The organism is Nonomuraea sp. NPDC002799, from assembly GCF_053592075.1.
This window is the reverse complement of the sequence record NZ_JBSFVA010000012.1, coordinates 30,869-53,424: the sequence shown is the minus strand read 5'-3', so window position 1 is coordinate 53,424 and position 22,556 is coordinate 30,869. Positions and strand designations below refer to the sequence as shown.

Sequence of the window (22,556 nt, the reverse complement as noted above, 5' to 3'; positions counted from 1 at the left end):
TCCACCGCGGCAATCTCGGATGGCTGCTCGGCCACGAAGATCCACGCCCCACCCGGCGCCAGGCGCATCTGATGCCGAGGGCTCACGAACTCTGCGCGCCGCATGGGCTGATCGCGTACGTGGGCCGCACGCCGTCCCTTTGAAAGCGAAAACTCCCAGAAGACGATCTCTTCTGGGAGTGTTCTGCATGGTGGGCGATACTGGGATCGAACCAGTGACTTCTTCGGTGTGAACGAAGCGCTCTCCCGCTGAGCTAATCGCCCGCCCTGCCGGTCCCTCGCGGTGCCGACGTGGAAAACCATACCGCACTCCGGGACCTGCTGGCGAAGCGGAGCGGCGGAGCGGCTCCGGCGGGGGGCTCGGAAGGGTAGCGAGAGGGATTCGGGTGAAACGCGGCGGTTGCCCATCGGCATGGCGGGTCGGTGGCATACCATCGTCGTGTTCCGGAAGGCGGCGGGCGCGATCTTTAAGTGAGAAACGTTCATGGTCCAAGCTCACCGGGACAGGCTCCGCAGCACGCAAAACCCTTGTAAATACGACCCGATTGATGCCGTTTAGCCTGGTAGATGCCTAAATGTCTAGCTGTGATGTGCGTTACAGAAGGCCCTAGAAGCGGAATCTTTCCTACAGGTTTCTTCGTTCCGCGTCATAGCTCAGGACGAAGTCCGTCAGAGCAGTGAAAGCCCCGAAAGGGGACCTACGACGAAAAGGTTTGGCTGACGATGAACAGCACCACCGTCTCCGCCGAGCTTGGCCTTCGGCTTGTGGTCCCCGACCGTACTACCGTCCCCCTGCTCGCCGGACTGAGTTACACAGCCGACGATCCGTACGCCATCCGCATGGCCTTCCACGTAGGGAACGACGAGCCGGTCGAGTGGATCTTCGCCCGCGAATTGCTGACTGTGGGCATCGTGCGGCGTGTCGGCGATGGTGACGTGCAGGTGTGGCCCGCGCGTGCCGACGGCGAACGCACGCTGCACATCAGTCTGACGTCGCCGTTCGGCCAGGCGCTCTTCGAGGTGCCGCTGGCGCCGCTCACCGAGTTCCTCCATCGGACCTATGAGAAGGTGCCCGCGGGCCGGGAGACCGACTTCATGGACCTGGACGCCGAGCTGACCAACATGCTCTGGCCCTCCTGACCCCCGCCACTCTTCCCCGAAGGCCGGTTTCGCTGAAGGCGAAGCCGGCCTTCGGGCGTTCCGGCGCCTGTGACGGCGCCTGTGACGATCGGGTGGAGGCCGTCGGCGGCCCGTCAGGCCGGCAGTGACACCAGCGCCTCCCGCATGCGGCCGATCTCGATGCTCTGCCCCGAGTAGACGTCCTTGGCCAGCAGCCGCATCCGCTGGTCACGGCCGCCCGCCAGCTCCTCGCCCGCCATCCGCACCGCCCCTTGGTGATGGCGGGTCATGAGCCGCAGGAACGTCCGGTCGAAGTCCGTCCCCTCGGCCGCGCGCAGCGCGTTCAGCTCCTGCTCCGTCGCCATCCCGTACCCGCTCATCCGGTCGTGCCCGTGCGCGGCCGGAGCGGGGCGGCCGAGCTCGGCCAGCCAGGCGGTCATGGCCTTGACCTCCGGGGTCTGCGCGGCGGTGATCGAGCGGGCGAACGAGCGGACGGCCGGCGTGGTCGTGCGGGCCTCCACCAGCGAGGTCATCTCCAGAGCCTGGCGGTGGTGCGGGATCATCGACTCCGCGAAGCGGACGTCCGAGGCCACCGTGGGCACGGGCGTGCGTCCGACCCGCTCCCCGGGCGACGCCGTACGGCCCTGCGCCCCCGGACTGCCCGGCACGATCACCGGCGCCTCCGTCCCGATGGCCGAGGGCAGGGCGGGATCCGGCGAACAGCCAGCAAGGGTCAATATCGCCATAACTGTGATGAACACCGTACGCGGCTGCGAACCTGCTGACATAGCTTCCATAGTGAACTACGAGACAAAGGGGAATGCGCGTTGATCTCTGCCAAGCTGCGCGGAGCGTTGTTGTTTACGGTGCTGCTCCTGGCTTCCGCGTGTGCGGCGAGCGGAGAGCCGGCCGGGGCGCCCACGCAGGCAACCACCTCGCAGGAGACCAGCGCTCCGGCCCGTGAACCCGACACGGCCCCGGGTGATGTCATGACGAGCGACAACGTGCGGCATGTCGCTCATGTGCCGAAAACGGCGCCCTTTGACGGCGAGGACGACGTCAGCACCGACCTGGCGTTTCAGGGGAACTACGCCTACGCCGGCAACTTCGGCGGCTTCTCGATCTATGACATCAGCGATCCCACCCATCCGCGGATCGTCAGCCAGGTGGCCTGCCCGGCGCAGCAGAACGACGTCACGGTCTACGGGGACCTGCTGATCCTGTCGATCGACGAGCCGCGCGACGGCCCCGAGTGCGACTCGGGCGAGGATCAGGCCGCCTGGGAGGGCCTGCGGCTCTTCGACATCAGCGACAAGAAGAGCCCGAAGTACATCAGCGCGGTCGCGACCGACTGCGGCTCGCACACGCACACGATGGTCCCGGCGGGGGAGACCCTCTACGTGTACGTCTCGTCGCCCGGCCCCGAGCCGGAGTCGGATACGTGCCGGCCGCCGCAGGAGCTCCTCCAGGTCGTGGAGATCCCGACGAAGTCGCCCGAGTCCGCGAAGATCGTGGCGAAGCCGAACCTCCTCCCGGACGGCGTGAACACCGAGTACGGCGCCGGCTGCCACGACATCACCGCCTTCCCGGAGAAGAAGCTGGCCGCGGCCGCCTGCTTCGGCGACGGCCTGCTGCTCGACATCTCCGACCCGGTGCGGCCGAAGCTCCTCCAGCACCTCACCGACAAGGAGAACTTCCAGATCTGGCACTCGGCGACGTTCAACAACGACGGCACCAAGGTCGTCTTCAGCGACGAGCTCGGCGGCGGCGGCCAGCCCACCTGCGACCGCAACACGCCGCAGACCAAGGGCGCGAACGCCGTCTACGACCTGGTGAACCAGCAGCTGGAGCTGCGCGGCTACTTCAAGATCCCCCGGCAGCAGGAGGAGCAGGAGAACTGCGTGGCCCACAACGGCTCCCTGATCCCGGTGCCGGGCAAGGACATCATGGTCCAGTCGTGGTATCAGGGCGGCGTGTCGATCTGGGACTTCACCGACTCCGCCGGCCCCAAGGAGATCGGCTTCTTCGAGCGCGGCCCGTGGCAGGGCGACGGCCTGGCGGGCTCCTGGTCGGCGTACTACTACAACGGCTACATCTACTCCAGCGACATCCAGGAGGGCCTGGACGTCCTGGAGATCGACGACCCGCTCACCGATCCGGCCAAGCAGGTCAAGATGGACGACTTCAACGTCCAGACCCAGAAGAGCTACTGACCGCACACGACGGCCCCGCCTCGGGCGGGGCCGTTCGTCCGGGTGCGCGTCACAGGGGAACGCCGGGTCAGCGCGTCACGGGTTGAGGTCGGTGGCGGCGCGCTCGGCGAAGATCCGCATGGCCTTGGTGGTGATCGGGCCGGGGGCGGCGGGGATCTCGGTGTCGTCGACCAGCTTGATCGGCTGGATGTCGCGGGTGGTGGAGGTGAGGAAGGCCTCCTCGGCGTCGTACAGCGCCGCCAGCGGCACGTCGCTCTCCTCGCCGCCGCACCATTCGAGCGTCAGGGCCCGGGTGACGCCGGCCAGGCAGCCGGACTCCAGCGTGGGGGTGAGCAGGCGGCCGTCGCGCACGATGAAGATGTTGGAGCCGGTGCCCTCGCAGAGGTTGCCCGCGAGGTTGCCGAAGATGGCCTCGCCGCCGCCGCGCCTCTTGGCGTGCAGGAGGGCCTTGGCGTTGTCGCCGTAGGAGGTGCTCTTGACGCCGGACAGGGCGCCGCGCTCGTTGCGCGGCCAGGGGACGACGGCGACGTTGGCGGTGGCGGGGAACGGCTTCTGCTCGTCCACGATGACGACCGAGGTGGTGCCCTCGTCGCCGCGGTCGGAGCCGAGCGGGCCGGGGCCGCTGGTGTAGGTGACGCGGATACGGCCGAGCGCCCAGGCGGGCGCGACCTCCAGAAGCCGGGCGATGCCGTCGGCGATGGCCTCGACGTCGGGCTCGGGCAGGTCCATGCGCTGGGCGGAGAGCGTGAGGCGGTCGAGGTGCCGGGTGAGCGCGAACGACTCGCCGTTCACGATCTTGATGGTCTCGAAGACGCCGTCGCCCACCATGAGCCCGTGGTCGAACACCGATACGGTCGCCTCGGCGGGGTCGATCAGCTTGCCGTTGACCCAGACAGGGATGTTCATTCAGATTCCTCCTGTGGATGCCAGTGTGATGAGCCTGGCTGCCTTGAGCTCGGTCTCGAGCCATTCGCGCTCGGGGTCGCTCCCCCAGGTGATGCCCGCTCCGGTGCCGAACCGGACCTCTCCTGACGAGATCTGGAACGTTCTGATGCCGACGGCCAGCGCCGCCCTGCCACGGTCGGCGTCGACCCAGCCCACGGCCCCACAGTACGGCCCGCGCGGGACCGGTTCGAGCTCATTGATGATGCGCAGAGCCGACGATTTGGGAGCTCCCGTGACGGATCCGGGCGGGAACGTGGCCGCGAACAGCTCCGGCCAGCCCGCGCCCGGCGCCAGCCTGGCCCGCACGGTGGAGACGAGGTGGACCAGGCCGGGATGCTCCTCGACCGCGCACAACGACGGCACCTCGACCGAGCCGACCGCCGCCACCCGGCCCAGGTCGTTGCGGACCAGGTCGACGATCATGACATTTTCGGCGTAGTCCTTCTCCAGCAGGTCGGCGGCGGTCACGCCGGTGCCCTTGATCGGCCGGGACTCCACGACGTCGCCGTCGCGCGACAGGTAGAGCTCCGGCGAGGCCGACACCACGCTGAGCCCGGGGATCTGGACGACGGCGGCGTAGGGGGCGGGGTTGCCTCTGGCCAGGCGGGCGGCCAGGGCCAGCGGGTCGGCGCCGGGCGGGACCGGCGCGGTCAGGATCCGGCAGAGGTTGGCCTGGTAGACCTCGCCGCGCTCGATGTGGTCGCGGATGACGCGCACGCCGTGCTCGTAGGCGGCCCGGTCGAGGGAGCTGCGCCACTGATCGGGGCGCGGGCCGTGCCAGGGGGCGGCGGGCTCGGGCAGCGGCGCCCGGCGCACCCGGTCGAACCGGGCGCAGGTCACCTTGCCCTCGTAGTCGACGACGACCGCCCACCAGCCCGCGCCGTCGAGCGCGGCCAGGTCGGAGGTCACGTCGCGCAGCCCGGTGGCGAACCGGTGACCTAAGTGGGCGAAGCCGTCGTACACGCCTGCCATTCTCCCAGCATTTCGGCGAGCTCCAGCGCGGCCGGGAGCCCGGCCGCACCACCGCTCACGCCGGCGGTCCGGTGACCGGCTCCGCCAGCGCTCACGCCAGCGGGCCGGTGACCGACTCCGCCGCCGCCACCACGCCGCCCTCGGCCACCAGCCGCACGGCCGACTCGATCTCCGGCGCGAGGAACCGGTCCGGCCCGGGCGCGGGCACGGTCTCGCGCAGCGCCCTGACCACGGCCGCCGTGGCGGGCGCGGGCTGCAGCGGAGCGCGCAGGTCGAGCGCGCGGGCGGCGGTGAGCACCTCGACGGCCAGCACCCGGGTCAGCCCGTCGACGGACCGGCGCAGCTTACGCGCGGCCGACCAGCCCATGGAGACGTGGTCCTCCTGCATGGCCGAGCTGGGGATGGAGTCCACGCTGGCCGGCACGGCCAGCCGCTTCAGCTCGGAGACGATGGCCGCCTGGGTGTACTGCGCGATCATGTGACCCGAGTCCACGCCGGGGTCGTCGGCCAGGAACGCGGGCAGCCCGTGGTTGCGGGCCACGTCCAGGAACCGGTCGGTGCGGCGCTCGGACATCGAGGCCAGGTCGGCGGCCACGATGGCCAGGAAGTCCAGGACGTACGCGATGGGGGCGCCGTGGAAGTTGCCGTTGGACTCCACGCGGCCGTCCTGGAGCACGGCGGGGTTGTCGACGGCGCTGGCCAGCTCCCAGCCGGCCACGGCCGCCGCGTGCGCGATCGTGTCGCGGGCGGCCCCGGCCACCTGGGGGGCGCAGCGCAGCGAGTAGGCGTCCTGGACGCGGGCGCAGTCCTGCGGGGCGCGGTGGCTGGCCATGATGCCGGACTCGCGCAGCACCTTCGTCATGTTGGCGGCGGACAGCGCCTGGCCCGGCTGCGGGCGCAGCGCCTGCAGTTCGGGGGCGAACACCCGGTCCGTCCCCAGCAGCCCCTCCACGCTCATGGCGGCGCTCACGTCGGCGGTCCTGACCAGCCGGGTGAGGTCGTCGATGGCCAGGACGAGCATGCCGAGCATGCCGTCCGTGCCGTTGATCAGGGCCAGGCCCTCCTTGGCGGCCAGCTCGACGGGGTCGATCCTGGCCTGCTTGAGCGCCTCGGCCGCCGGCTGCGTCTTCCCGTCCTTGTCGCGCACGACGCCCTCGCCCATCAGCGTGAGCGCCACGTGCGCGAGCGGCGCCAGGTCGCCGGAGCAGCCCAGGCTGCCGTACTCGTGCACGATCGGGGTGATCCCGGCGCTGATCAGCGCGGCCAGGGTCTTGGCCGTGGTCGGTCGGACGCCGGTGTGGCCGGTGGCGAGCGTGTGCAGGCGCAGCAGCATGAGCGCGCGCACCACCTCGGTCTCCACCTCGGGACCGCTGCCGGCCGCGTGCGAGCGCACCAGCGAGCGCTGGAGCTGGGCGCGCAGCGCCGGGTCGATGTGCCGGGTCGCGAGCGCCCCGAACCCGGTGGAGATGCCGTACGCCGGCGTCGGGCTCTCGGCCAGCTCGTCGACCCGCTGGCGGGCGGCCGAGACGGCGGCGATGGCGTCGTCGGTGAGCTGGACGGCGGCGCCGTGGCGGGCCACCTCGATGACGTCGTCGAAGGTCAGTGGCTCCGGGCCGACGGTCACGACTCCGTTGTCGCGCATGATGGGGTCTCTCTCGCTGCTAGGTAACCGGCGTATGTGATGTTAGCTCCTTACTTCCGAACAACGCCTCCAGTCCCTGCCTACCTTCCTCGGTGCGGACCACCGCCCGCGGGATCGTCCCCCGCCGGTACCACCCGCGCTCCAGCAGCACCTCCGTGATCGCCGCGCCGAGGGCGCCGCCGAGATGCGAGCGGCGTTCGGTCCAGTCCAGGCAGGCGGGCGCGAACCTCCTCCTGGACCCGCGCGCTCCGGCCACGTCCACGCCGAAGCCGGTCAGCAGCCGTTCGCCGCTCTCCGTCAGGTCCTGGCCCGCGTAGTGGCCGCCCTCGGTGAGCCGGTCGAGCAGCCCCACCCCGGCCCGGCCGGCGAGGTGGTCGTAGCAGGTGCGGGCCTCCTCCAGCAGCCTGGCCTGCCTGGACTGGCGCAGCGAGCGCACCGGCGGGCGGGCGCTCACCCTGGCCAGCACTTCGAGCACCTCGGCCACCTCGTGCCCGGCCAGGCGGTAGTAGCGGTGGCGGCCCTGGCGGACGACGTCGACGAGCCGGCCGTCGAGCAGCCTGGACAGATGGGCGCTGGCGGTGGCGGCGCTCACCCCCGCGAGCCCGGCCAGCTCACCGGCGGCCAGGGCCCGGCCGCCGAGCAGGGCCGTCAGCATCGCCGCCCGGGTGGGGTCGGCGATGAGCGCGGCCACGGGGGCGATGTCGGCGTCACGGGCGATGTGCTCCATGCTCACGACGCTAACTCACCGACACTTCGCCTGCGGCCGAAGGGTGCCGGTGTGCTCAGCCCTTGCCGAGAGCCTTCCTGATCAGGTCACGTGCCCGGTCCATCACCGCGGCGGGCGTGCCCAGCAGCAGGCTCTTGGCCATGGTCTCCGTGCCGGGATGCGGACGGGTCGGCGCCAGGGACGCCGCGGCCCGTACCGCCGCCGCCATCGCCCGCCGTTCGACGGCCGAGGTGCGCGCCCGGAGCTTGACGAACTCGTAGCGCTCCTCGCTGCGCGCGTGCACGGTCACCAACGTGCGCAGCGCGGCCAGACCCTCCCAGAACTGCGGATGATCCACCCCCGACTTGTGCAGGTCCTGCAGGAGCCGCTTGGCGCGGTTCTCCTCGCCCAGCCGGTCGGCGACCACGCCCTGCCCGTTGTCGAGCTTCCGGCGCGCGTACGGATGGACGATCTCCTCCTCGGCCGTCTCGTGCACGGACAACATCCGGGTCAACCGGCCGAACGCCTCCCCGACCTTGTCCGGCGGCGCCTGCTCCACCTCGTCGAACAGGTCCCTGATCTGGCCGTGCTGGGCCATCAGCAGATCGATCACATCTTGTTCAGCCACGTCGTCGCCGTACCCTGCCCGTTCTCGCGGCACTCGCGGCCTTACCGAACGCGGGCCGTTCGAGCACCGAACGCGGAGGTTGCCGGCACCGGCCGCGGGTACGGGCCGCGACATGGCCTTCGATCCGCTCCAGGAGCGGGGTATCCCGCTGGACGAGCAGTTGCGCACCTTGCGTGAGATGGACGTCACACCCATCGATCCCGACCACGCCGACCCGTACACCCGGTGCCGGATCATCGCGATGAACGCGATCGAGGTCGAGGCGATCCTGTTCAGTCACCAGCTCGCCCGGCACTGCCCCGACCTCGAGCTGAAGCGGCAGCTCGCGCGGGTGCGCTACATCGAGGCGCAGCAGCAGAAGGCGGTCGGCTGGCTGCTGCCGGGATCGGCGTCGGTGCTGGAGACGACGATCGCCTACGGGCAGACGGCGGTGGACCTGACCGCCTGGGTGGCCAGGATGGAGCCGGATCCCGATCTGAAACGGGCCTACCAGTTCGGGATGCTGGAGGACTTCGACCATCTGTACCGGTTCGCCAACCTGTACGAGCTGATCGAGCACCGCAAGGCCGAGAAGATCGTCGACCGGCTCACCGAGGTGATGCCGGGGCGGCCGGCGTACCTGCAGCATCGCGACCCCGTGGACAACGTGCGCGAGCCGTACCGGAGGGAGCGGACGGAGCCGCTGTCCAGGCTGCACGCGCTGACGATCACGGCGGTCGAGCGGCAGATGATGAACTTCTGCCTGAACGCCGGCCCCACCTTCATGGAGCCGATCGCCCGGCAGCTCTACCAGGAGATCGGCCTGATCGGCGAGGCGCACGTCACCCACTACGAGTCGCTGGTCGATCCGGGGGAGAGCTGGTGGGAGATGCTGCTCAACCACGAGTACAACGAGTGCTACCTGTACTACTCCTTCATGGAGACCGAGTCCGATCCCCAGGTGCGGAGCCTGTGGGAGCTGCATCTCGGCATGGAGCTGGAGCATCTGCGGCTGGCGGCCCAGCTGTTCGAGCGGTTCGACGACCGTGACCCCGACCAGGTGCTGGCGCCCGCGCTGCCGCCGCCGGTGACGTTCGAGCCGAACAAGGGCTACGTCCGCGACCTGCTCGCCACCCAGATCGACTGCACCACCCTGGGCGCCGGCTACGTGAACGAGGCCCATGAGCGCTTTTCGAAGACGCAGGCGGCGATCATGGGCGGGGAGAAGCCGCCGTCCGAGCGGGTCATCGACGACAACCGGGCCGTCGCCGGTGCGGAGTACCGCCTGGAGACCGAGGGCCCGCACCCGGCCGGCCTGCAACTCAGCCGCTGAAGCCCGGACGGCGTGATCGGATTCAGGCCATGGAAGCCCGGAAGGCGCGATGGGAGTCAGGCCATGGGCGCGATTAGAGTCAGGCCATGACGACACCAGCAGTCGCCCTCGTCACCGGCGCGTCGCGCGGCCTGGGAGCCGTGATCGCGCGCCGCCTGGCCGCCGACGGCCTCGCCGTCGCCGTCAACTACTACGCCGACCCCGCCGGCGCCGAACGGGTCGTGTCCGGCATCCGCGATCTCGGCGGGACCGCGATGGCGTTCGGGGCCGACGCCACCGACGAGGCCGACGTGGCCGGCCTGGTCGCCAACGTCACCGCGGAGCTCGGCCCCGTGGACGTGCTGGTCGCCAACGCGACCGGGCCGCAGCCGTCCATCCCGATCGAGGACCTCTCCTGGGAGGCCCACCTCGAACAGCTCGCCTTCTTCGTCAAGAGCCCGACGCTGCTGGTGCAGGCGGTGCTGCCGGCCATGAAGGAGCGGGGCGGCGGCCGCGTCATCCAGATCGGCTCCGACATCGTGGACCGCAAACTGCCCGGCATGTCCGCCTACGTCGCGGCCAAGGGCGCCCAGCACGCGATGTCCCAGGCGTGGGCCCGTGAGCTGGGGCCGTACGGCATCACGGTCAACGTCGTCGCCCCCGGCTGGATCCCGGTGGAGCGGCACGCGGGCCTCGATCAGGGCGGCTACCGCGAGGAGGTGCCGCTGCGCCGGATGGGCACGCCGGAGGACGTCGCCGCCGCCGTGTCGTTCCTGGCCTCGGAGGGGGGCGCGTTCATCACCGGCGAGCGCGTCACGGTCAACGGCGGCCACACGTGACCTGCGCGGGCCCCATCCGGTTTGGGGACTCGGCCGAGATTCGCTAGAGTTCTCTCGTCGCCCGGCTTACGCGGGGCGGACGCGGAAGTGGCTCAGTGGTAGAGCATCACCTTGCCAAGGTGAGGGTCGCGGGTTCGAATCCCGTCTTCCGCTCGGGGCTTTCGGCTCGGTGGCGTGGCCGAGAGGCGAGGCAGCGGCCTGCAAAGCCGTCCACACGGGTTCGAATCCCGTCGCCACCTCCACGGACGATTAGCTCAGCGGGAGAGCACTTCCCTGACACGGAAGGGGTCACAGGTTCAATCCCTGTATCGTCCACCAGACTGTCAAGCAGACCAGGTCACAGGAGTCAGCCCCAGATCACGGCACACGCCGGGATTCTGGGGCTTCTTGTTGTCCGGGTTGATCAGGTTGGTCAGCACCATCTCAGGCGCCAACGTTTCTTCGGCGACTTTCCCCTCACGTGGCGTCGTGTGAGGGCGCCGGGTGACACTCGGGGCGTCACATGCTTCGCTGGAGGGTGAGCAGTGCGCCGACCAAGGGGTCCGGTGAAAGGGCTCGGCGACACCAGCTACAGCCGGGAGATTCCAGCGGGAGGATCGACCCGGGTTCCGGTCGCGGATGGTGGATGCCTCCGCAGCGGGGCGCAGGACGTGATCGTGGCCGAGACGAGCAGCGGACGGCGATTCACCTACGGTCCTCCCACCTGCGAAGGCGGGAAATGGGCCCTACCGGCCCAATGATCGCTCGCGGAGCGCGTCGAGGCGGGTCATCACCGGGGTGGCCGTGACGCCGTGGAGCACGACCGAGGCCAGCACCGTGAAGGCCGTCACCGCCCAGAGCTCCCGTGCCGGCACGCCGAAGTCCGCCACGCCCAGCGCGTACGCCAGATAGAACAGCGACCCGATGCCCCGGATCCCGAAGAACGAGACGACCAGGCGCTCACGAGGTCCGGCGGGACCGCCTGACTGCGTCAGCCAGCCCACGACCGGGCGGATCACCAGCAGCAACGACAACCCGACGGCGGCGCCGCGCCAGGTGAGGGCCGCCAGGCCCCCGGTCGCGACGAATCCGCCGAGCAGGAGCAGCAGCCAGGCCGTGAGCAGCCGTTCGACCTGTTCCACGAAGCCGTGCAGGACGTTGTTGTAGCCGTGGCCGTGCTCGACCCGCCTGATGGTGCACGCCGTGACGAACACGGCGACGAAGCCGTACCCGTGGGCGAGCTCCGTCACTCCGTAGGCGAGGAAGGTGGCGGCCAGCGCGACGAATCCGTCGCGGCGCTCGGACAGGCGCAGCTCGCCCGAGCGGGCACGGAAGAACAGGCGTCCCAGCAGCCAGCCGATCACCAGGCCGCAGACCAGCCCGGCCGCGGTGCGGTAGAGCACGTCCACCAGCGCCCACTCGCCGAGCCAGCCGGTTCCGCCGACGGCTGCGACGGCGATGGCCGCGTACACGATGGGGAAGGCCAGCCCGTCGTTGAGCCCGGCCTCGGAGGTGAGGGCGAAGCGGACCTCGTCGTCGGCGTTCTTCGCGTCCACGGGCTCGCCCACGTGCACGTCGGAGGCGAGCACCGGATCGGTGGGCGCGAGCACCGCGCCGAGCAGCAACGCCGCCGCGAGCGGCCAGCCGAGCACGAGGGCGGCGACGGCGGCCAGCCCGGCCACGGTCAGCGGCATCGCCAGCCCGAGCAGCCGCCAGGTCGTGGACCAGCCGCGGATCCCCACCCGCCGGTTGATCGCCAGCCCCGCGCCCATGAGCGAGACGACGACGCACATCTCGGTGACGTGTTCCAACGCGACGCGGTGCGCGATCGGGTCGGGCGCCGGCAGGCCGATCGGCAACACGAACAGGAGCACGCCGCCCAGTAAGTAGACCAGGGGGAGCGACAGGGGGCGGCGGGCGAGGACTTCGGGGAGGATGGCGGCGAGCAAGGCCGCGCCGCCGCCGAGGGCCAGGATGAGATCAAGCGTGGACATCCCCGGCCCACTGCCCAAAAGGTCACTAAAAATCCGTTTCGGGCGGAAGATGGCGTCATCTCCCTGATCGGCAGCGCGCCGGGCTCCTGCCGCGAGTTCTCCGGGTGGTAGGCGATTGACCTGTGAAAGGGAGGGTACGGGAGAGGCTCAGCACAGCAGCGCGTCGATGATGCCCCTGAACAGGAACCGGTCCATGAAGTTGCATCTGAGCGCCAGCGTGCGCCCTCACACCACCGTCATCGACGTGAGCGGCGAGGTGGACCTCGCCACAGCGCCCGATCTGAACGAGTTCCTGGTCACCATCATGAAGCAGCGCGGCCCCCATCTGACGCTGCGCCTGGCGGAGGTGTCGTTCATCGACTCCACCGGCGCCTCGGCTCTGGTGCACGCCTGCCACGTGGCCAGATCGCGCGGCGGTGACCTGGTCGTCGCCACGCTCAGCCGGCCGGTCGCGCTGGTGCTGAGCGTCTGCGCCATCGACCACGTCCTCACCCTGACCGCGGACGCGGCGGCGGCCTGCTGCGCTGAGCGGCCTCTTCTGGGCAGCTCCTGACGCCTTTCGCGGAGGGCACGCAGGATGAGGGCATGCGACGTGCGGGCATGAAGGGCTCGGCGGTGGTGGCCGTGGTGCGGGCGTACGGGCTGGGGGAGCCGCTCGGACCGCCGGTCTACGCGGCACGCGGTGAGCTGGGCGTGATCTGGCGGCTCGACACCGGGCGCGGCTCGTGGGCGGTCAAGGAGTTGCTCGCGCCCGTGGAGGAGCAGGTCGCGCGGGCGGACACCGCCTTCCAGCTTGCCGCCGCGAGCGCGGGCGTCCGGCTGCCGCGGCCGGTCCCGGCCTCGGACGGCGCCATTCTGCTCGACCAGAGCCTGCGGGTCTACGAGTGGGTCGATCTGGTGGACGGTGCGCGCGTCACGGGGGCGGAGCTCGGCGCGGTGACGGCCCGGTTGCACGGGGTCGGGCATCCGGCGGCGGGACCGGTGCCGGCCTGGTTCGCCGAGCCGGTGGGGCGCGCGGGCTGGGAGGCGCTGCTGGACGCGGGAGCGGAGTGGGGATCGGCGCAGGGGCGGGCGCTGCCGGACGCGGGAGCGGAGTGGAGGCCGGCGCTCGGTCGTGTGCTGCCTGAGTTGATCGCGCTGGACGACCTGGTCGTCCCGCCCGGCCGCGAGTTCGTCACCACCTGCCACTGCGACGTCAACGTCGAGAACGTACGGCGTGCCGCCGACGGCGGCGTGGTCGTGCTGGACTGGGAGAACTGCGGCCCGGCCCGGCCGGGGTGGGAGCTGGCGAAGATCCTGGCCGACCTGCCGCTCCACGACGCCGTGGCCGCCTACCGCGCCTACCGGGCCGCCGGCGGTCCCGCGCCGGTCTCCGAGCCGGCCGACTTCTCCATGGCGATCGCCGAGCAGGGGCATCTTCTGGAGTTCTACACCAGGCGCGCACTGTCTCCGGCGGAGTCTCCCGAGAACCGGGCCAGGGCCCGCGACCGGCTGAGCACCATGCTCAACCGGCCGCTGACCCGCGCGCGGATCGACACCCTGCTGGCCGCCCTCCCGTGAGAGCCTGCCGACAAAGGATTTGGTGCTGAGGACGGGACAGGGATACGGGTGATGCCGGGAGAGCCGCTACGCTCCCGTAACCTTATCGATGCGCTCCCGGATCAGGTCGGCGTGCCCGGTGTGCTGCGCGTACTCCTCCAGGAGGTGGATGTAGATCCAGCGGAGGCTGACCTTGCCGGTCGGCGCCCGGGGGTCGTCGGCCAGCTCCTCAAGGTCGATGTCCGCGACCGCGGCATCGCAGGCAGCCGTCTCCGCGAGGAAGGCGGCGTAGTCCGCCTCGGCGTCGGCGTCGGCCACCAGGTCGAAGTCGCCGTCTTCGTACTCCTCCGTGATGTGCAGCTCGGGCAAGTTTTCGTGCAGGAACTTCTCCCGGAACCACCAGCGCTCGACTTCCGTCATGTGCCGCAGGAGGCCGAGTAGCGTCAGGTTGGACGGCTCCACAGAGGCGGTCTTCAGTTGCTCGGCGGTGAGGCCGGCGCATTTGCGCAGCAGGAACACCCGGCGGAGCTTCAACCAGTCATCCAGCATCTCGCGTTCGCCACAGGCCATGTCCGTCCGAGGTCCCCGCTCTACGTCGGGTGCTGTCCATGTCATGTCCCCATCATGACGACCTGTGCAACCGACTTTGCGGGGTACGCGCGTATCTTGCCCGCCGCCGGGCGTATCGCTCGAAGATGGGGCTCGACCAGGGCATCCCTGTCCCGGCCTCAGCGACCAAACCCTTTGTCAGCAGGTTCTGAGAGTGACCCGGTCCAGAGAACGGCCCGATCTTGGCAGCGAGCCCGTCATGAGATCGACCTGACCTGACGGCGAGCCCGTCATGAGACTGACCCGATCTTGACGGCGGGCCCGTCGTGAACCGGCCCGGTCCTGACGGCGAGCCGGAAGGTGCTCGGTGGTCAGCGTCCGCGGACGATCAGCCGCCACAACCGGCCCGGTCGCTTCCTGCGGAAGTCCGCTCGTTCGTTGACCTGCGGAAACGGCTCGTCCGGCACCGGAACGCCGAGGAACGCGCAGAGCGGCCCCCACCCGTCCCGGCTCTCGAACACCAGCAGCCGCCCGGCCGGGATCGCCGCCCGCACCTCGGCGACGTGCCGCTCGAAGACGCCGATGGCGTGCTCACGGTCGTCGATGCGGCCGTCGAAGAGGTGGTCCATGACGGTCGCCCTGGCCATGCGCGGATAGAGCGCGAAGTCCGGCGACCGCAGCGCCACCAGCCGGCGGACGATCCGGCGGCGCAGGGGCAACCGCTGACGTTCCGCCGCCGCGCTGCGGAAGATGGTGGCGCTGACGCTGTCCCACCAGCGCTCAGGATCGCGGACGGTCAGGATGACCTTGGCGTCGGGATAGTGCCCGGCCAGCTCACGCCAGTACGCGGACGCGGGCCAGTCGAGCGCCGCCTGGAAGCCGGCGAACACCGTGTCCCAGTCGCGCGAGCGGCCCTCCCCGACGTCGAGCCACTGCCTGACCCGGTACGGCTCCGCGATGACGGTGGACATGTGGTAGCAGGGGCCGTACCCGAGCCGTTCGAGGGCGGCCTTCAGCGACCTCGTGCCCGTGCGGCCGAACCCGGCGCCGATCACCTTCACGTCTCTGATCCGTCTCTGATCTGGGCCCGCTACGGTCTCGCGCTGTCCCCACCGGGAATCGCGTTATATGACGACTCATGCCTATCGCAGACGGCCTTGCCTGCACAGAGGAGCCGGCCATGCTCTTCCCCCACCCCCTCCTGGACGCGCTCCGCGCGGCACCCGCCGGTCCCGCCTTCGAGCACGGCGGCAGGATCGTCTCCCGCGCCGAGCTGCTGGAGCTGATCCGCAGGCTGGCGGGCGCGCTGCGCGCCGCCGGCCTGGGCCCCGGCCGGTCGATCGGCGTGCGTACCGCCGTCACGCCCGAGGCGTTCGCCGCGCACATGGCCGCGCACACCCTCGGCTGCCGCGTCGTGGGCATCCGGCCCGGCTATCCGCCGGGACAGCTCGCCCACGTGCTCGGCATGGGGATCGACGCGGTCCTGGTGGACGCGACCGCCGAGCCGCTGCCGACCCCGGCCCGCAGGCTCTCGCTCGGCCCGGTGGCGGACGCCCGCGACCTGCTCGGCCATCCGGACGACGGCGGGCCGCTCGACGTGACGGCCCGCCCCGGCGACGTGGCCGCGCTGACCTTCACCAGCGGCAGCACCGGCAGCCCCAAGGGCTGCGCGATCACTTACGGGGCGCTGAGCGAGCACTGGACGTGGCAGCCGCGCGTGTGGTCGCCCGTCGCGGCCGGCCTCGCCCGGGGGTTCGAGCGTTACCTGCTGTTCGGCACGCTGGCCAGCATGGTGGTCATGGAGTTCCTGGCGCCGTGCCTGCTGGGCGGCGGCACCGCCGTGATCCCGGTGGACGACGGGCGGCCGCTGTTCCCGTACGCGATCGAGCGCCACCGGATCACCGGCTCGATCATCACCGTGCCCCGGCTGGCGCAGATGCTGGAGCTGCTCAAGCGGGACCCGGCCGACGTCGGCAGCCTGCGGGCGCTGATGGTGTCGGGCTCGCCGATCAGCGCGCGGCGACTGGCGGCGGCGGCCGCCAGGCTCGGGCCCGTCGTCTACCAGGGGTACGGGCAGACGGAGGCGGGCAACATCGCGATGCTCACGCCCGCCCACCTCGCCGCCGGCGAAGGGACGGGCTCGGTGGGGCGGCCCCATCCCGGGGTCGAGATCAGCGTGCGCGACGAGGACGGCCGGGAGCTGCCGGCCGGGCGGAGGGGCGAGATCCACGTACGCAGCCCGTACCTGATGGCCGGTTACTGGGGCGACGAGGCCGAGACCCGCGACACCCTCAGGGACGGCGTGCTGCGCACCCGCGACCTCGGGCACGTGGACGAGGACGGTTTCCTGCACCTGGCCGGACGCTCCCGCGACGTCATCATGGTGAACGCGATGGTCGTGTACGCGGGCCCGATCGAGCGGGTCCTGACCACCTGCCCCGACGTCGGCGAGGCCTACGTGACGGGCGCTCCCGACGAGGAGACGGGGGAGGCCGTGCACGCGTTCGTGGTGCCAGCCGAGGGGCGCGCGCCCGATCGCGCCCGCCTGGAAGAGCTGGTGCGGTCGGAGCTCGGCGACGACAGCGTCCCCCGGACGATCACGATGGTGCCCGGCGTCCCGCTGGCCATGAGCGGCAAACCCGACAAAGGCGCCCTCCTGGCCCGGCACGGCAGACGGCCTCTCTGAGCAGTTTCTGAGAATCACCCGCCCACAATGCTGTTGCCCTTTCAACCACATCGTTGTGACGGAGGCGTCAGTGCCGGACAACACCCTGGACTATCTGGTGATCGGCGCCGGGCCGGCGGGGCTTCAGCTCGGCCACTTCCTGCACCAGGCGGGCCGGACGTACCAGATCCTGGAGGCCGGACCCGCGCCCGGCGGGTTCTTCCGCACCTTCCCGCGCCATCGCACGCTCATCTCGATCAACAAGAAGCACACCGGCTGGGACGACCCGGAGCTCAACCTCCGGATGGACTGGAACTCGCTGCTGTCCGACGATCCCGGCCTGCTGTTCACCCGCTACAGCGACCGGTACTTCCCGCACGCCGACGACATGGTCCGCTACCTCGCCGACTTCGCCAGGGAGACCGGGCTGCGGATCACCTACGACGCGCGGGTGGTCCGCGTCGAGCGGCCGGGGCCGTTCCGGGTGACCGACGAGCGCGGCCGGACGCACCTGGCGGAGCGGGTCGTCGTCGCGACCGGCGTCACGCGTCCCAACATCCCGCCCATTCCGGGCATCGAGACGGCCGAGCTGTACGGCACCGCCCCCACCGACCCCGCCGGCTACACGAACCAGCGGGTGCTCATCATCGGCAAGGGCAACTCGGGCTTCGAGACGGCCGACAACCTGGTCGAGACGGCCGCGGTGATCCACGTGGCGGGCCCGCACTCGCTGCGCATGGCCTGGCGCACCCACTACGTGGGCCACCTGCGCGCGGTCAACAACAACCTGCTCGACAGCTACCAGCTCAAGTCGCAGAACGCCCTGCTCGACGGCGACATCAGGCGCGTCGAACGGCAACAGGACGGCACGTACCTGGTCACGGTGGCCTTCGCCCGGGTGAACGAGGTCACCAAGGACATCCCGTACGATCGCGTCATCCTGTGCACCGGCTTCCGCTTCGACGCCGGCATCTTCGCCGACGCCTGCCGCCCCGAGCTGGTGGTCAACGACCGGTTCCCGGCGCTCACCCCCGCGTACGAGTCCGTCAACGTGCCCGGCCTGTACTTCGCCGGGACGATCACCCAGTCGCGCGACTTCAGGCGCGGCACCAGCGGCTTCATCCACGGCTTCAGGTACGGCGTGCGCGCCCTGCACCGCGTCATGGAGTCCCGCCACCACGGCGTGCCCTGGCCCGCCAGGGAGCTCGCGGCCGACCCCGGCGCGCTCGCGGCGGCGGTCATCGAGCGGATCAACCGCACCTCGGCGCTGTGGCAGCAGTTCGGCCTGCTGGCCGACGTCATCGTCCTCGACGGCGACACCGCCCGCTACCTGGAGGAGGTGCCCTACGACCTGCAGGGCCCGCCGATCGGCGACCGCGGCCACTTCGCGATCACCCTGGAGTACGGCCCTGACCACGACCAGGTAGACCCGTTCGACATCGAGGTGGGCCGGATCGCCCAGAGCGACTCCGCCCGGGCGCACGAGGGCCACTACCTGCACCCGGTGGTCCGCCACCACCGTCCGGGCGAGCCGCCCGCCACCCACCACATCACCGAGAACCTGGAGAACGAGTGGAACTCCGAGGAGATCCACGCCGGGCCCCTGCGGGCCTTCTTCGCCAGGCGCACCTCCTCGGTGCCCGTCTGATGGACCTGCGCAGCCTGGGCGACTTCGAGGCCGCCGCCCGCGCCCGCCTCGACCCGGCGCACTACGACTACTTCGCCGGCGGCGCCGGCGCGGAGGTCACCGTGCGGGCCAACGAGGAGGCGTTCGGGCGGCTCGGGCTGCTGCCGCGGGTGCTGCGCGGCGCCGGGCGACCGCGGACCGGCGTCACGCTGCTCGGCAGCCCGGCGGCCGTGCCCGTGCTGGTGGCGCCGACCGCGTTCCACCGGCTCGCCGACCCCGAGGGGGAGCGGGCCACGGCCAGGGCCGTCGCGGCGGCCGGGACCGTCATGATCGTGAGCATGGCGTCCACCGTCGCCATCGAGGACGTGGCGGCGGCGGCGCCGGGCGCCGAGCTCTGGTTCCAGCTCTACCTCCAGCCCGACATGGACTTCACCGAGCGCCTCGTCCGCCGCGCCGAGGCGGCCGGCTGCCGGGCCCTGGTCGTCACCGTGGACTCGCCCGCGCACGGCCGGCGGGAGCGGGACCTGCGCAACGGCTTCGACGACCTGCCCGAGCACCTGTGCTGCGAGAACCTGCGCGACGGCGACCGGGTCCGCCCGATCGTCATGTCGCCGGAGTTGTCGTGGGAGCACGTCGACCGGCTCGGCGCGATGACGTCGTTGCCGATCGTGCTCAAAGGCGTCACGCATCCGGCCGACGCCCGGCTCGCGCTCGGCCACGGAGCGGCGGCGATCATGGTCTCGAACCACGGCGGGCGGCAGCTCGACACCGTGCCCGCCACGATCGACCTGCTGCCGCCGATCGTGGCGGCCGTCGGCGGTGCGGTGCCCGTGCTGCTGGACGGGGGCGTCCGGCGCGGCACCGACGTGCTGAAGGCGCTCGCTCTGGGGGCCGCCGCGGTCGCGGTCGGCCGCCCGGTGATCTGGGGCCTGGCCGCGGCCGGCGAGCGCGGCGTGGCCCGCGTGCTCGCCCTGCTGCGCGCGGAGGTCGAGCAGGCCCTCCTGCTGTGCGGCTGCGCGTCCGTCCAAGAGCTCTGCCCGGACCTGGTGTGGCAGGGCGGGGCGCTGCCGGAGGCGAGGTGGCCGGGCGGGGCGAGGCCGGACGCGGGGTGGCCGGGCGGGACGAGGCCGGACGCGGGGCGGCCGGGCAGGGCTGGAGCGCCATGCTGATGGCTTGTTCGGTGGTGGGGGCGCTCGCGCTCGTGGCGAGCCTGCCCTGGTGGCTGCCCGGCCGGATCGTGGCCCTGCGGGTGCGCGTGTTCAACCGCGTCAACGGGAACGAGGGCATCCCCATCCCCGGCGACCTCGTCGGGGTCGAGCGTTTCCGTGAGCTCTACTGCCATCCGGCCGCCGGCGGCCGGAGCAAGGGGGCGGCGCTGTCGGACCTGTTCTGGTACTGGCTGGCGCCCGGCCCCGAGATGCACCAGGAACACCTGGAGGCCGGTGAGCGGTACGACTCCGTCGCCCGGCTCACCCGCGGCCTGCTCGCCGTGCCGCGCGCCGAGGCGGAGGAGCTCACGCGCCGTTGCGCCGCCCGTACGCTCCAGGACACGGGCGGGCTGGTCCGGCTGCGTGACCTGATGATGCCGCTCTGGGCGGAGTTCTTCTACGAGCTCGTCTTCGCCGGGCCGTGCCCGCGCGCGGCCCGCGACCTCATCACCGGCAACGCCGACGACGTCGTCACCTCGCTCAAGTGCACGGGACTGCGGCACATGGAGCGCCGCGACCGCCTGACCCGCTACCTGCAGGCCCGCCTGCACCGGGTGCGCCTGCCGCTGCCGCCGCGGTTGTCACCCCGGCAGCAGGTCTTCTACCTGCAGGGCGCCTTCTTCAACACCGCCGTCGTGCAGATGGCGGAGGCCATGGCCCACCTGCTGATGGTCCTCGCCAGGCACCCCGCCGAGCAGGAGCGGGCCCGTACGGGCGACGACCGTCACCTCGACCAGGTGATCGCCGAGACGATGCGGCTCTACCCGCTCTTCGGCATCGCGCACCGCGTCACCACCGCCGACATCCCGCTCGACGAGCAGCACGCCATCCCGGCCGGCTCGGTGCTCTGCTTCAACTACCCGGAGTTCCACCGGGCCGGCTTCACCGACCCGGACCGCTTCGACCCCGGCCGCTTCGACGGGCCGGTCAGGGAGCTGAACCACATCCCGTTCGGCGTCGCCGCCAACCGGCCGTGCCCGGCCTGGCGGCTCGCGCCGATCATCATGCGCGTCGCGGCGCGCGAGGTCCTCGGCAGGTACGCCCTGGACTCCTCCGCCGCCCACACCCGGTCCCTGCCCAACAGGGGACCCTGCCTGCTCACCCCGACGAACGCCCCTCGCCCGGCCCGCTCCGCGCTGCTCCGCATGCGCGTCCGCGATCGCTGGGAGGAGGTCTGGCGCAGCCTCGTGCAGCTCGTCCTCGGCACCTACATGGTCTGGGACGCGCGCAGGAAACGGTTGTGCGAGCACTATTTCGACCACTGACGGAGACCCGGCATGCTCATCATGACCCTCGCCCCGCCCGCCGACCCGAACCTCGCCCTCATCCTCAAGGTCCTGCCCGCTCTCCTCGTCATCCTCGTCACGGCGGCGATCTGCGGCCGGCTGGCGCTCATGGTGATGCAACCGCGCGTGCTCGGCGAGATGGTCGCCGGCGTGCTCCTCGGGCCGACGCTGTTCGGCTGGTTGTTCCCCGAGGCACAGGCCGCGGTGTTCCCCCCGGAGGTCAGGCCGACCCTGTACGTGCTGAGCACCATCGGCCTGACCCTCTACATGTTCCTGGTCGGCGCCGGGCTCGACCACGGCAAGCGGGTCGAGGGCGAGGTCAAGAAGGCCGGCGTGCTGGCCGCCTCGGGGATCCTCCCGCCGCTGCTGCTCGGCTTCGGCACCGGGCTCCTCCTGTACGACCTGCTGTCCCGCCCCGACGTCTCCCCGTTGCAGTTCGCCCTGTTCGTCGGCGGCGCCCTGTCGCTGACCGCGTTCCCCATGCTGGCCAGGATCCTGTACGAGCGCAGCCTGGAGAACACCCGGATCGGCCGGCTCACCCTGCTGTCGGCCTCCATCGACGACGCCCTGGCCTGGTGCATCCTGGCCGTCCTGTCGGCCATGCACCTCGGCTCCGGCGCCACCGGGGCGCTGCCCACCATCGGCCTGACGGCGCTGTTCGCCATCGTGATGCTGAAGGTCGTCGCCCCCCTGCTGCGTCCCCTGGGCCGGGCCGTCGCGCGCACCGGCCGGCTCAGCCCGGGCGCCATGTACATCGTCATCCTCATCCCGCTCACCGCCGGCTGGCTGACGGACTGGATCGGCGTCTACGCGGTCTTCGGCGGCTTCTTCGCCGGCCTGGCGATGCCCCGCGACAGCAAATTCCGTGAGGTGCTGCACGGCCGCATGATGGAGGTCGTCTCGACGTTGCTGCTGCCGATCTTCTTCACCTTCTCCGGGCTGAACACCCACCTCGGCGGCATCGCGGGCGGCACCATGCTGCTGGCGTTCGGGCTGATCCTGCTCGCCGGGTTCTGCGGCAAGTACTTCGGCTGCGCCCTGGCGATGCGCGGGCTCGGGTTCGGCTGGCGGGAGTCGTACGCGGTGGGCGCCCTGATGAACGCGCGCGGGCTGATGATCCTCATCTTCATCAACATCGGCCTGGCCCAGGGCATGATCACGCAGGAGCTGTTCGCCATGCTCGTGCTCGTGGCGGTGCTCACCACCGCCGGCGCCCTGCCGCTCTACAAGCTCGCCCTGCCCGAACGGCTGGAACACGACACCAGCCCGGCCGGACAGGTCCAATCCGCCGAGACGGCGCAGGTGGGGCCGGGTGCGCCGGTCTGAGAGAAGGCCAATGGCCGAGTGGACCTGGT

At 71.1% G+C, this 22,556-nt stretch carries 20 protein-coding genes and 4 tRNA genes; 14 read left to right on the top strand and 10 right to left on the bottom strand.

The window, feature by feature from the left end:
* Nucleotides 1-188: 188 nt before the first annotated feature.
* A tRNA-Val gene (locus tag ACWD0F_RS22565) sits at nt 189-263 on the bottom strand.
* A gap of 459 nt (nt 264-722) precedes the next feature.
* Here ACWD0F_RS22565 and ACWD0F_RS22560 point away from each other — a divergent pair.
* Nucleotides 723-1,139 carry an SsgA family sporulation/cell division regulator gene (locus tag ACWD0F_RS22560; RefSeq protein WP_020547189.1) on the top strand — a complete coding sequence of 139 codons (417 nt, stop codon included), beginning with the start codon at nt 723-725 and terminating at the stop codon, nt 1,137-1,139.
* Between the two features lie 113 nt (nt 1,140-1,252).
* On the opposite strand, the gene ACWD0F_RS22555 is transcribed toward ACWD0F_RS22560, so the two are convergent.
* Nucleotides 1,253-1,864 carry a DUF305 domain-containing protein gene (locus ACWD0F_RS22555; RefSeq protein WP_449878399.1) on the bottom strand — a complete coding sequence of 204 codons (612 nt, stop codon included), beginning with the start codon at nt 1,862-1,864 and terminating at the stop codon, nt 1,253-1,255.
* A gap of 243 nt (nt 1,865-2,107) precedes the next feature.
* Here ACWD0F_RS22555 and ACWD0F_RS22550 point away from each other — a divergent pair, with 243 nt between their 5' ends.
* On the top strand, nt 2,108-3,331 hold the full coding sequence (locus tag ACWD0F_RS22550) for an LVIVD repeat-containing protein (protein WP_449878397.1): 1,224 nt from the start codon (nt 2,108-2,110) through the stop codon (nt 3,329-3,331).
* A gap of 75 nt (nt 3,332-3,406) precedes the next feature.
* On the opposite strand, the gene ACWD0F_RS22545 is transcribed toward ACWD0F_RS22550, so the two are convergent.
* From ACWD0F_RS22545 to ACWD0F_RS22525, 5 genes are all read right to left on the bottom strand, one after another.
* On the bottom strand, nt 3,407-4,237 hold the full coding sequence (locus tag ACWD0F_RS22545) for an aminotransferase class IV (protein WP_449878395.1): 831 nt from the start codon (nt 4,235-4,237) through the stop codon (nt 3,407-3,409).
* Nucleotides 4,238-5,248, bottom strand: coding sequence for a chorismate-binding protein (locus tag ACWD0F_RS22540; RefSeq protein ID WP_449878393.1), 1,011 nt, complete (start codon nt 5,246-5,248; stop codon nt 4,238-4,240).
* 91 nt (nt 5,249-5,339) lie between these two features.
* Nucleotides 5,340-6,890, bottom strand: coding sequence for a histidine ammonia-lyase (gene hutH, locus ACWD0F_RS22535; RefSeq protein ID WP_449878391.1), 1,551 nt, complete (start codon nt 6,888-6,890; stop codon nt 5,340-5,342).
* A 19-nt stretch (nt 6,891-6,909) separates the two neighbouring features.
* Nucleotides 6,910-7,617: an ArsR/SmtB family transcription factor gene (locus ACWD0F_RS22530; RefSeq protein WP_449878390.1), complete on the bottom strand. Its 708-nt coding sequence runs from the start codon at nt 7,615-7,617 to the stop codon at nt 6,910-6,912.
* A 55-nt stretch (nt 7,618-7,672) separates the two neighbouring features.
* Nucleotides 7,673-8,224 (bottom strand): hemerythrin domain-containing protein, encoded by a 552-nt coding sequence (locus tag ACWD0F_RS22525; RefSeq protein WP_449878389.1) that lies wholly within the window; start codon nt 8,222-8,224, stop codon nt 7,673-7,675.
* A gap of 112 nt (nt 8,225-8,336) precedes the next feature.
* On the opposite strand from ACWD0F_RS22525, the gene ACWD0F_RS22520 reads away from it, so the two are divergent.
* From ACWD0F_RS22520 to ACWD0F_RS22500, 5 genes are all read left to right on the top strand, one after another.
* Complete coding sequence (locus ACWD0F_RS22520) at nt 8,337-9,536, top strand: hypothetical protein (protein ID WP_449878388.1); 1,200 nt, start codon at nt 8,337-8,339, stop codon at nt 9,534-9,536.
* Between the two features lie 86 nt (nt 9,537-9,622).
* Nucleotides 9,623-10,354 (top strand): SDR family NAD(P)-dependent oxidoreductase, encoded by a 732-nt coding sequence (locus tag ACWD0F_RS22515; protein WP_449878387.1) that lies wholly within the window; start codon nt 9,623-9,625, stop codon nt 10,352-10,354.
* Nucleotides 10,355-10,435: 81 nt separating this feature from the next.
* Nucleotides 10,436-10,507: transfer RNA gene (locus tag ACWD0F_RS22510), tRNA-Gly, on the top strand.
* Nucleotides 10,508-10,522: 15 nt separating this feature from the next.
* Nucleotides 10,523-10,596 (top strand) — tRNA-Cys (locus ACWD0F_RS22505).
* A gap of 1 nt (nt 10,597) precedes the next feature.
* A tRNA-Val gene (locus ACWD0F_RS22500) sits at nt 10,598-10,672 on the top strand.
* 407 nt (nt 10,673-11,079) lie between these two features.
* Here the strand turns inward: ACWD0F_RS22500 and ACWD0F_RS22495 are convergent.
* A complete protein-coding gene (locus ACWD0F_RS22495) occupies nt 11,080-12,327 on the bottom strand; it encodes a cation:proton antiporter (RefSeq protein ID WP_449878386.1) in 1,248 nt (415 codons plus the stop codon).
* A gap of 193 nt (nt 12,328-12,520) precedes the next feature.
* On the opposite strand from ACWD0F_RS22495, the gene ACWD0F_RS22490 reads away from it, so the two are divergent.
* Together ACWD0F_RS22490 and ACWD0F_RS22485 are read left to right on the top strand one after the other, a co-directional pair.
* Nucleotides 12,521-12,880: an STAS domain-containing protein gene (locus ACWD0F_RS22490; RefSeq protein WP_449878384.1), complete on the top strand. Its 360-nt coding sequence runs from the start codon at nt 12,521-12,523 to the stop codon at nt 12,878-12,880.
* 32 nt (nt 12,881-12,912) lie between these two features.
* Nucleotides 12,913-13,887, top strand: a complete 975-nt coding sequence (locus ACWD0F_RS22485) for a phosphotransferase (protein WP_449878382.1) — start codon at nt 12,913-12,915, stop codon at nt 13,885-13,887.
* Nucleotides 13,888-13,953: 66 nt separating this feature from the next.
* Here the strand turns inward: ACWD0F_RS22485 and ACWD0F_RS22480 are convergent, their stop codons facing one another.
* Nucleotides 13,954-14,481 (bottom strand): DinB family protein, encoded by a 528-nt coding sequence (locus tag ACWD0F_RS22480; RefSeq protein WP_449878380.1) that lies wholly within the window; start codon nt 14,479-14,481, stop codon nt 13,954-13,956.
* 305 nt (nt 14,482-14,786) lie between these two features.
* Entirely contained in the window at nt 14,787-15,476 is a 690-nt protein-coding gene (locus tag ACWD0F_RS22475) for a sulfotransferase family protein (protein WP_449878378.1), read from the bottom strand.
* A 119-nt stretch (nt 15,477-15,595) separates the two neighbouring features.
* Between ACWD0F_RS22475 and ACWD0F_RS22470 the strand changes: the two genes are divergently transcribed.
* From ACWD0F_RS22470 to ACWD0F_RS22450, 5 genes are all read left to right on the top strand, one after another.
* On the top strand, nt 15,596-17,101 hold the full coding sequence (locus tag ACWD0F_RS22470; RefSeq protein WP_449878376.1) for a class I adenylate-forming enzyme family protein: 1,506 nt from the start codon (nt 15,596-15,598) through the stop codon (nt 17,099-17,101).
* 70 nt (nt 17,102-17,171) lie between these two features.
* Nucleotides 17,172-18,728 (top strand): NAD(P)-binding domain-containing protein, encoded by a 1,557-nt coding sequence (locus tag ACWD0F_RS22465; protein WP_449878374.1) that lies wholly within the window; start codon nt 17,172-17,174, stop codon nt 18,726-18,728.
* Nucleotides 18,728-19,876 carry an alpha-hydroxy acid oxidase gene (locus ACWD0F_RS22460; RefSeq protein ID WP_449878372.1) on the top strand — a complete coding sequence of 383 codons (1,149 nt, stop codon included), beginning with the start codon at nt 18,728-18,730 and terminating at the stop codon, nt 19,874-19,876. The genes ACWD0F_RS22465 and ACWD0F_RS22460 overlap by 1 nt, the downstream gene beginning before the upstream one ends.
* On the top strand, nt 19,786-21,180 hold the full coding sequence (locus tag ACWD0F_RS22455; protein ID WP_449878370.1) for a cytochrome P450: 1,395 nt from the start codon (nt 19,786-19,788) through the stop codon (nt 21,178-21,180). Before ACWD0F_RS22460 ends, ACWD0F_RS22455 begins: the two co-directional genes overlap by 91 nt.
* Before the next feature lie 12 nt (nt 21,181-21,192).
* Nucleotides 21,193-22,527, top strand: a complete 1,335-nt coding sequence (locus ACWD0F_RS22450; protein ID WP_449878368.1) for a cation:proton antiporter — start codon at nt 21,193-21,195, stop codon at nt 22,525-22,527.
* The last annotated feature ends 29 nt before the right edge of the window (nt 22,528-22,556 follow it).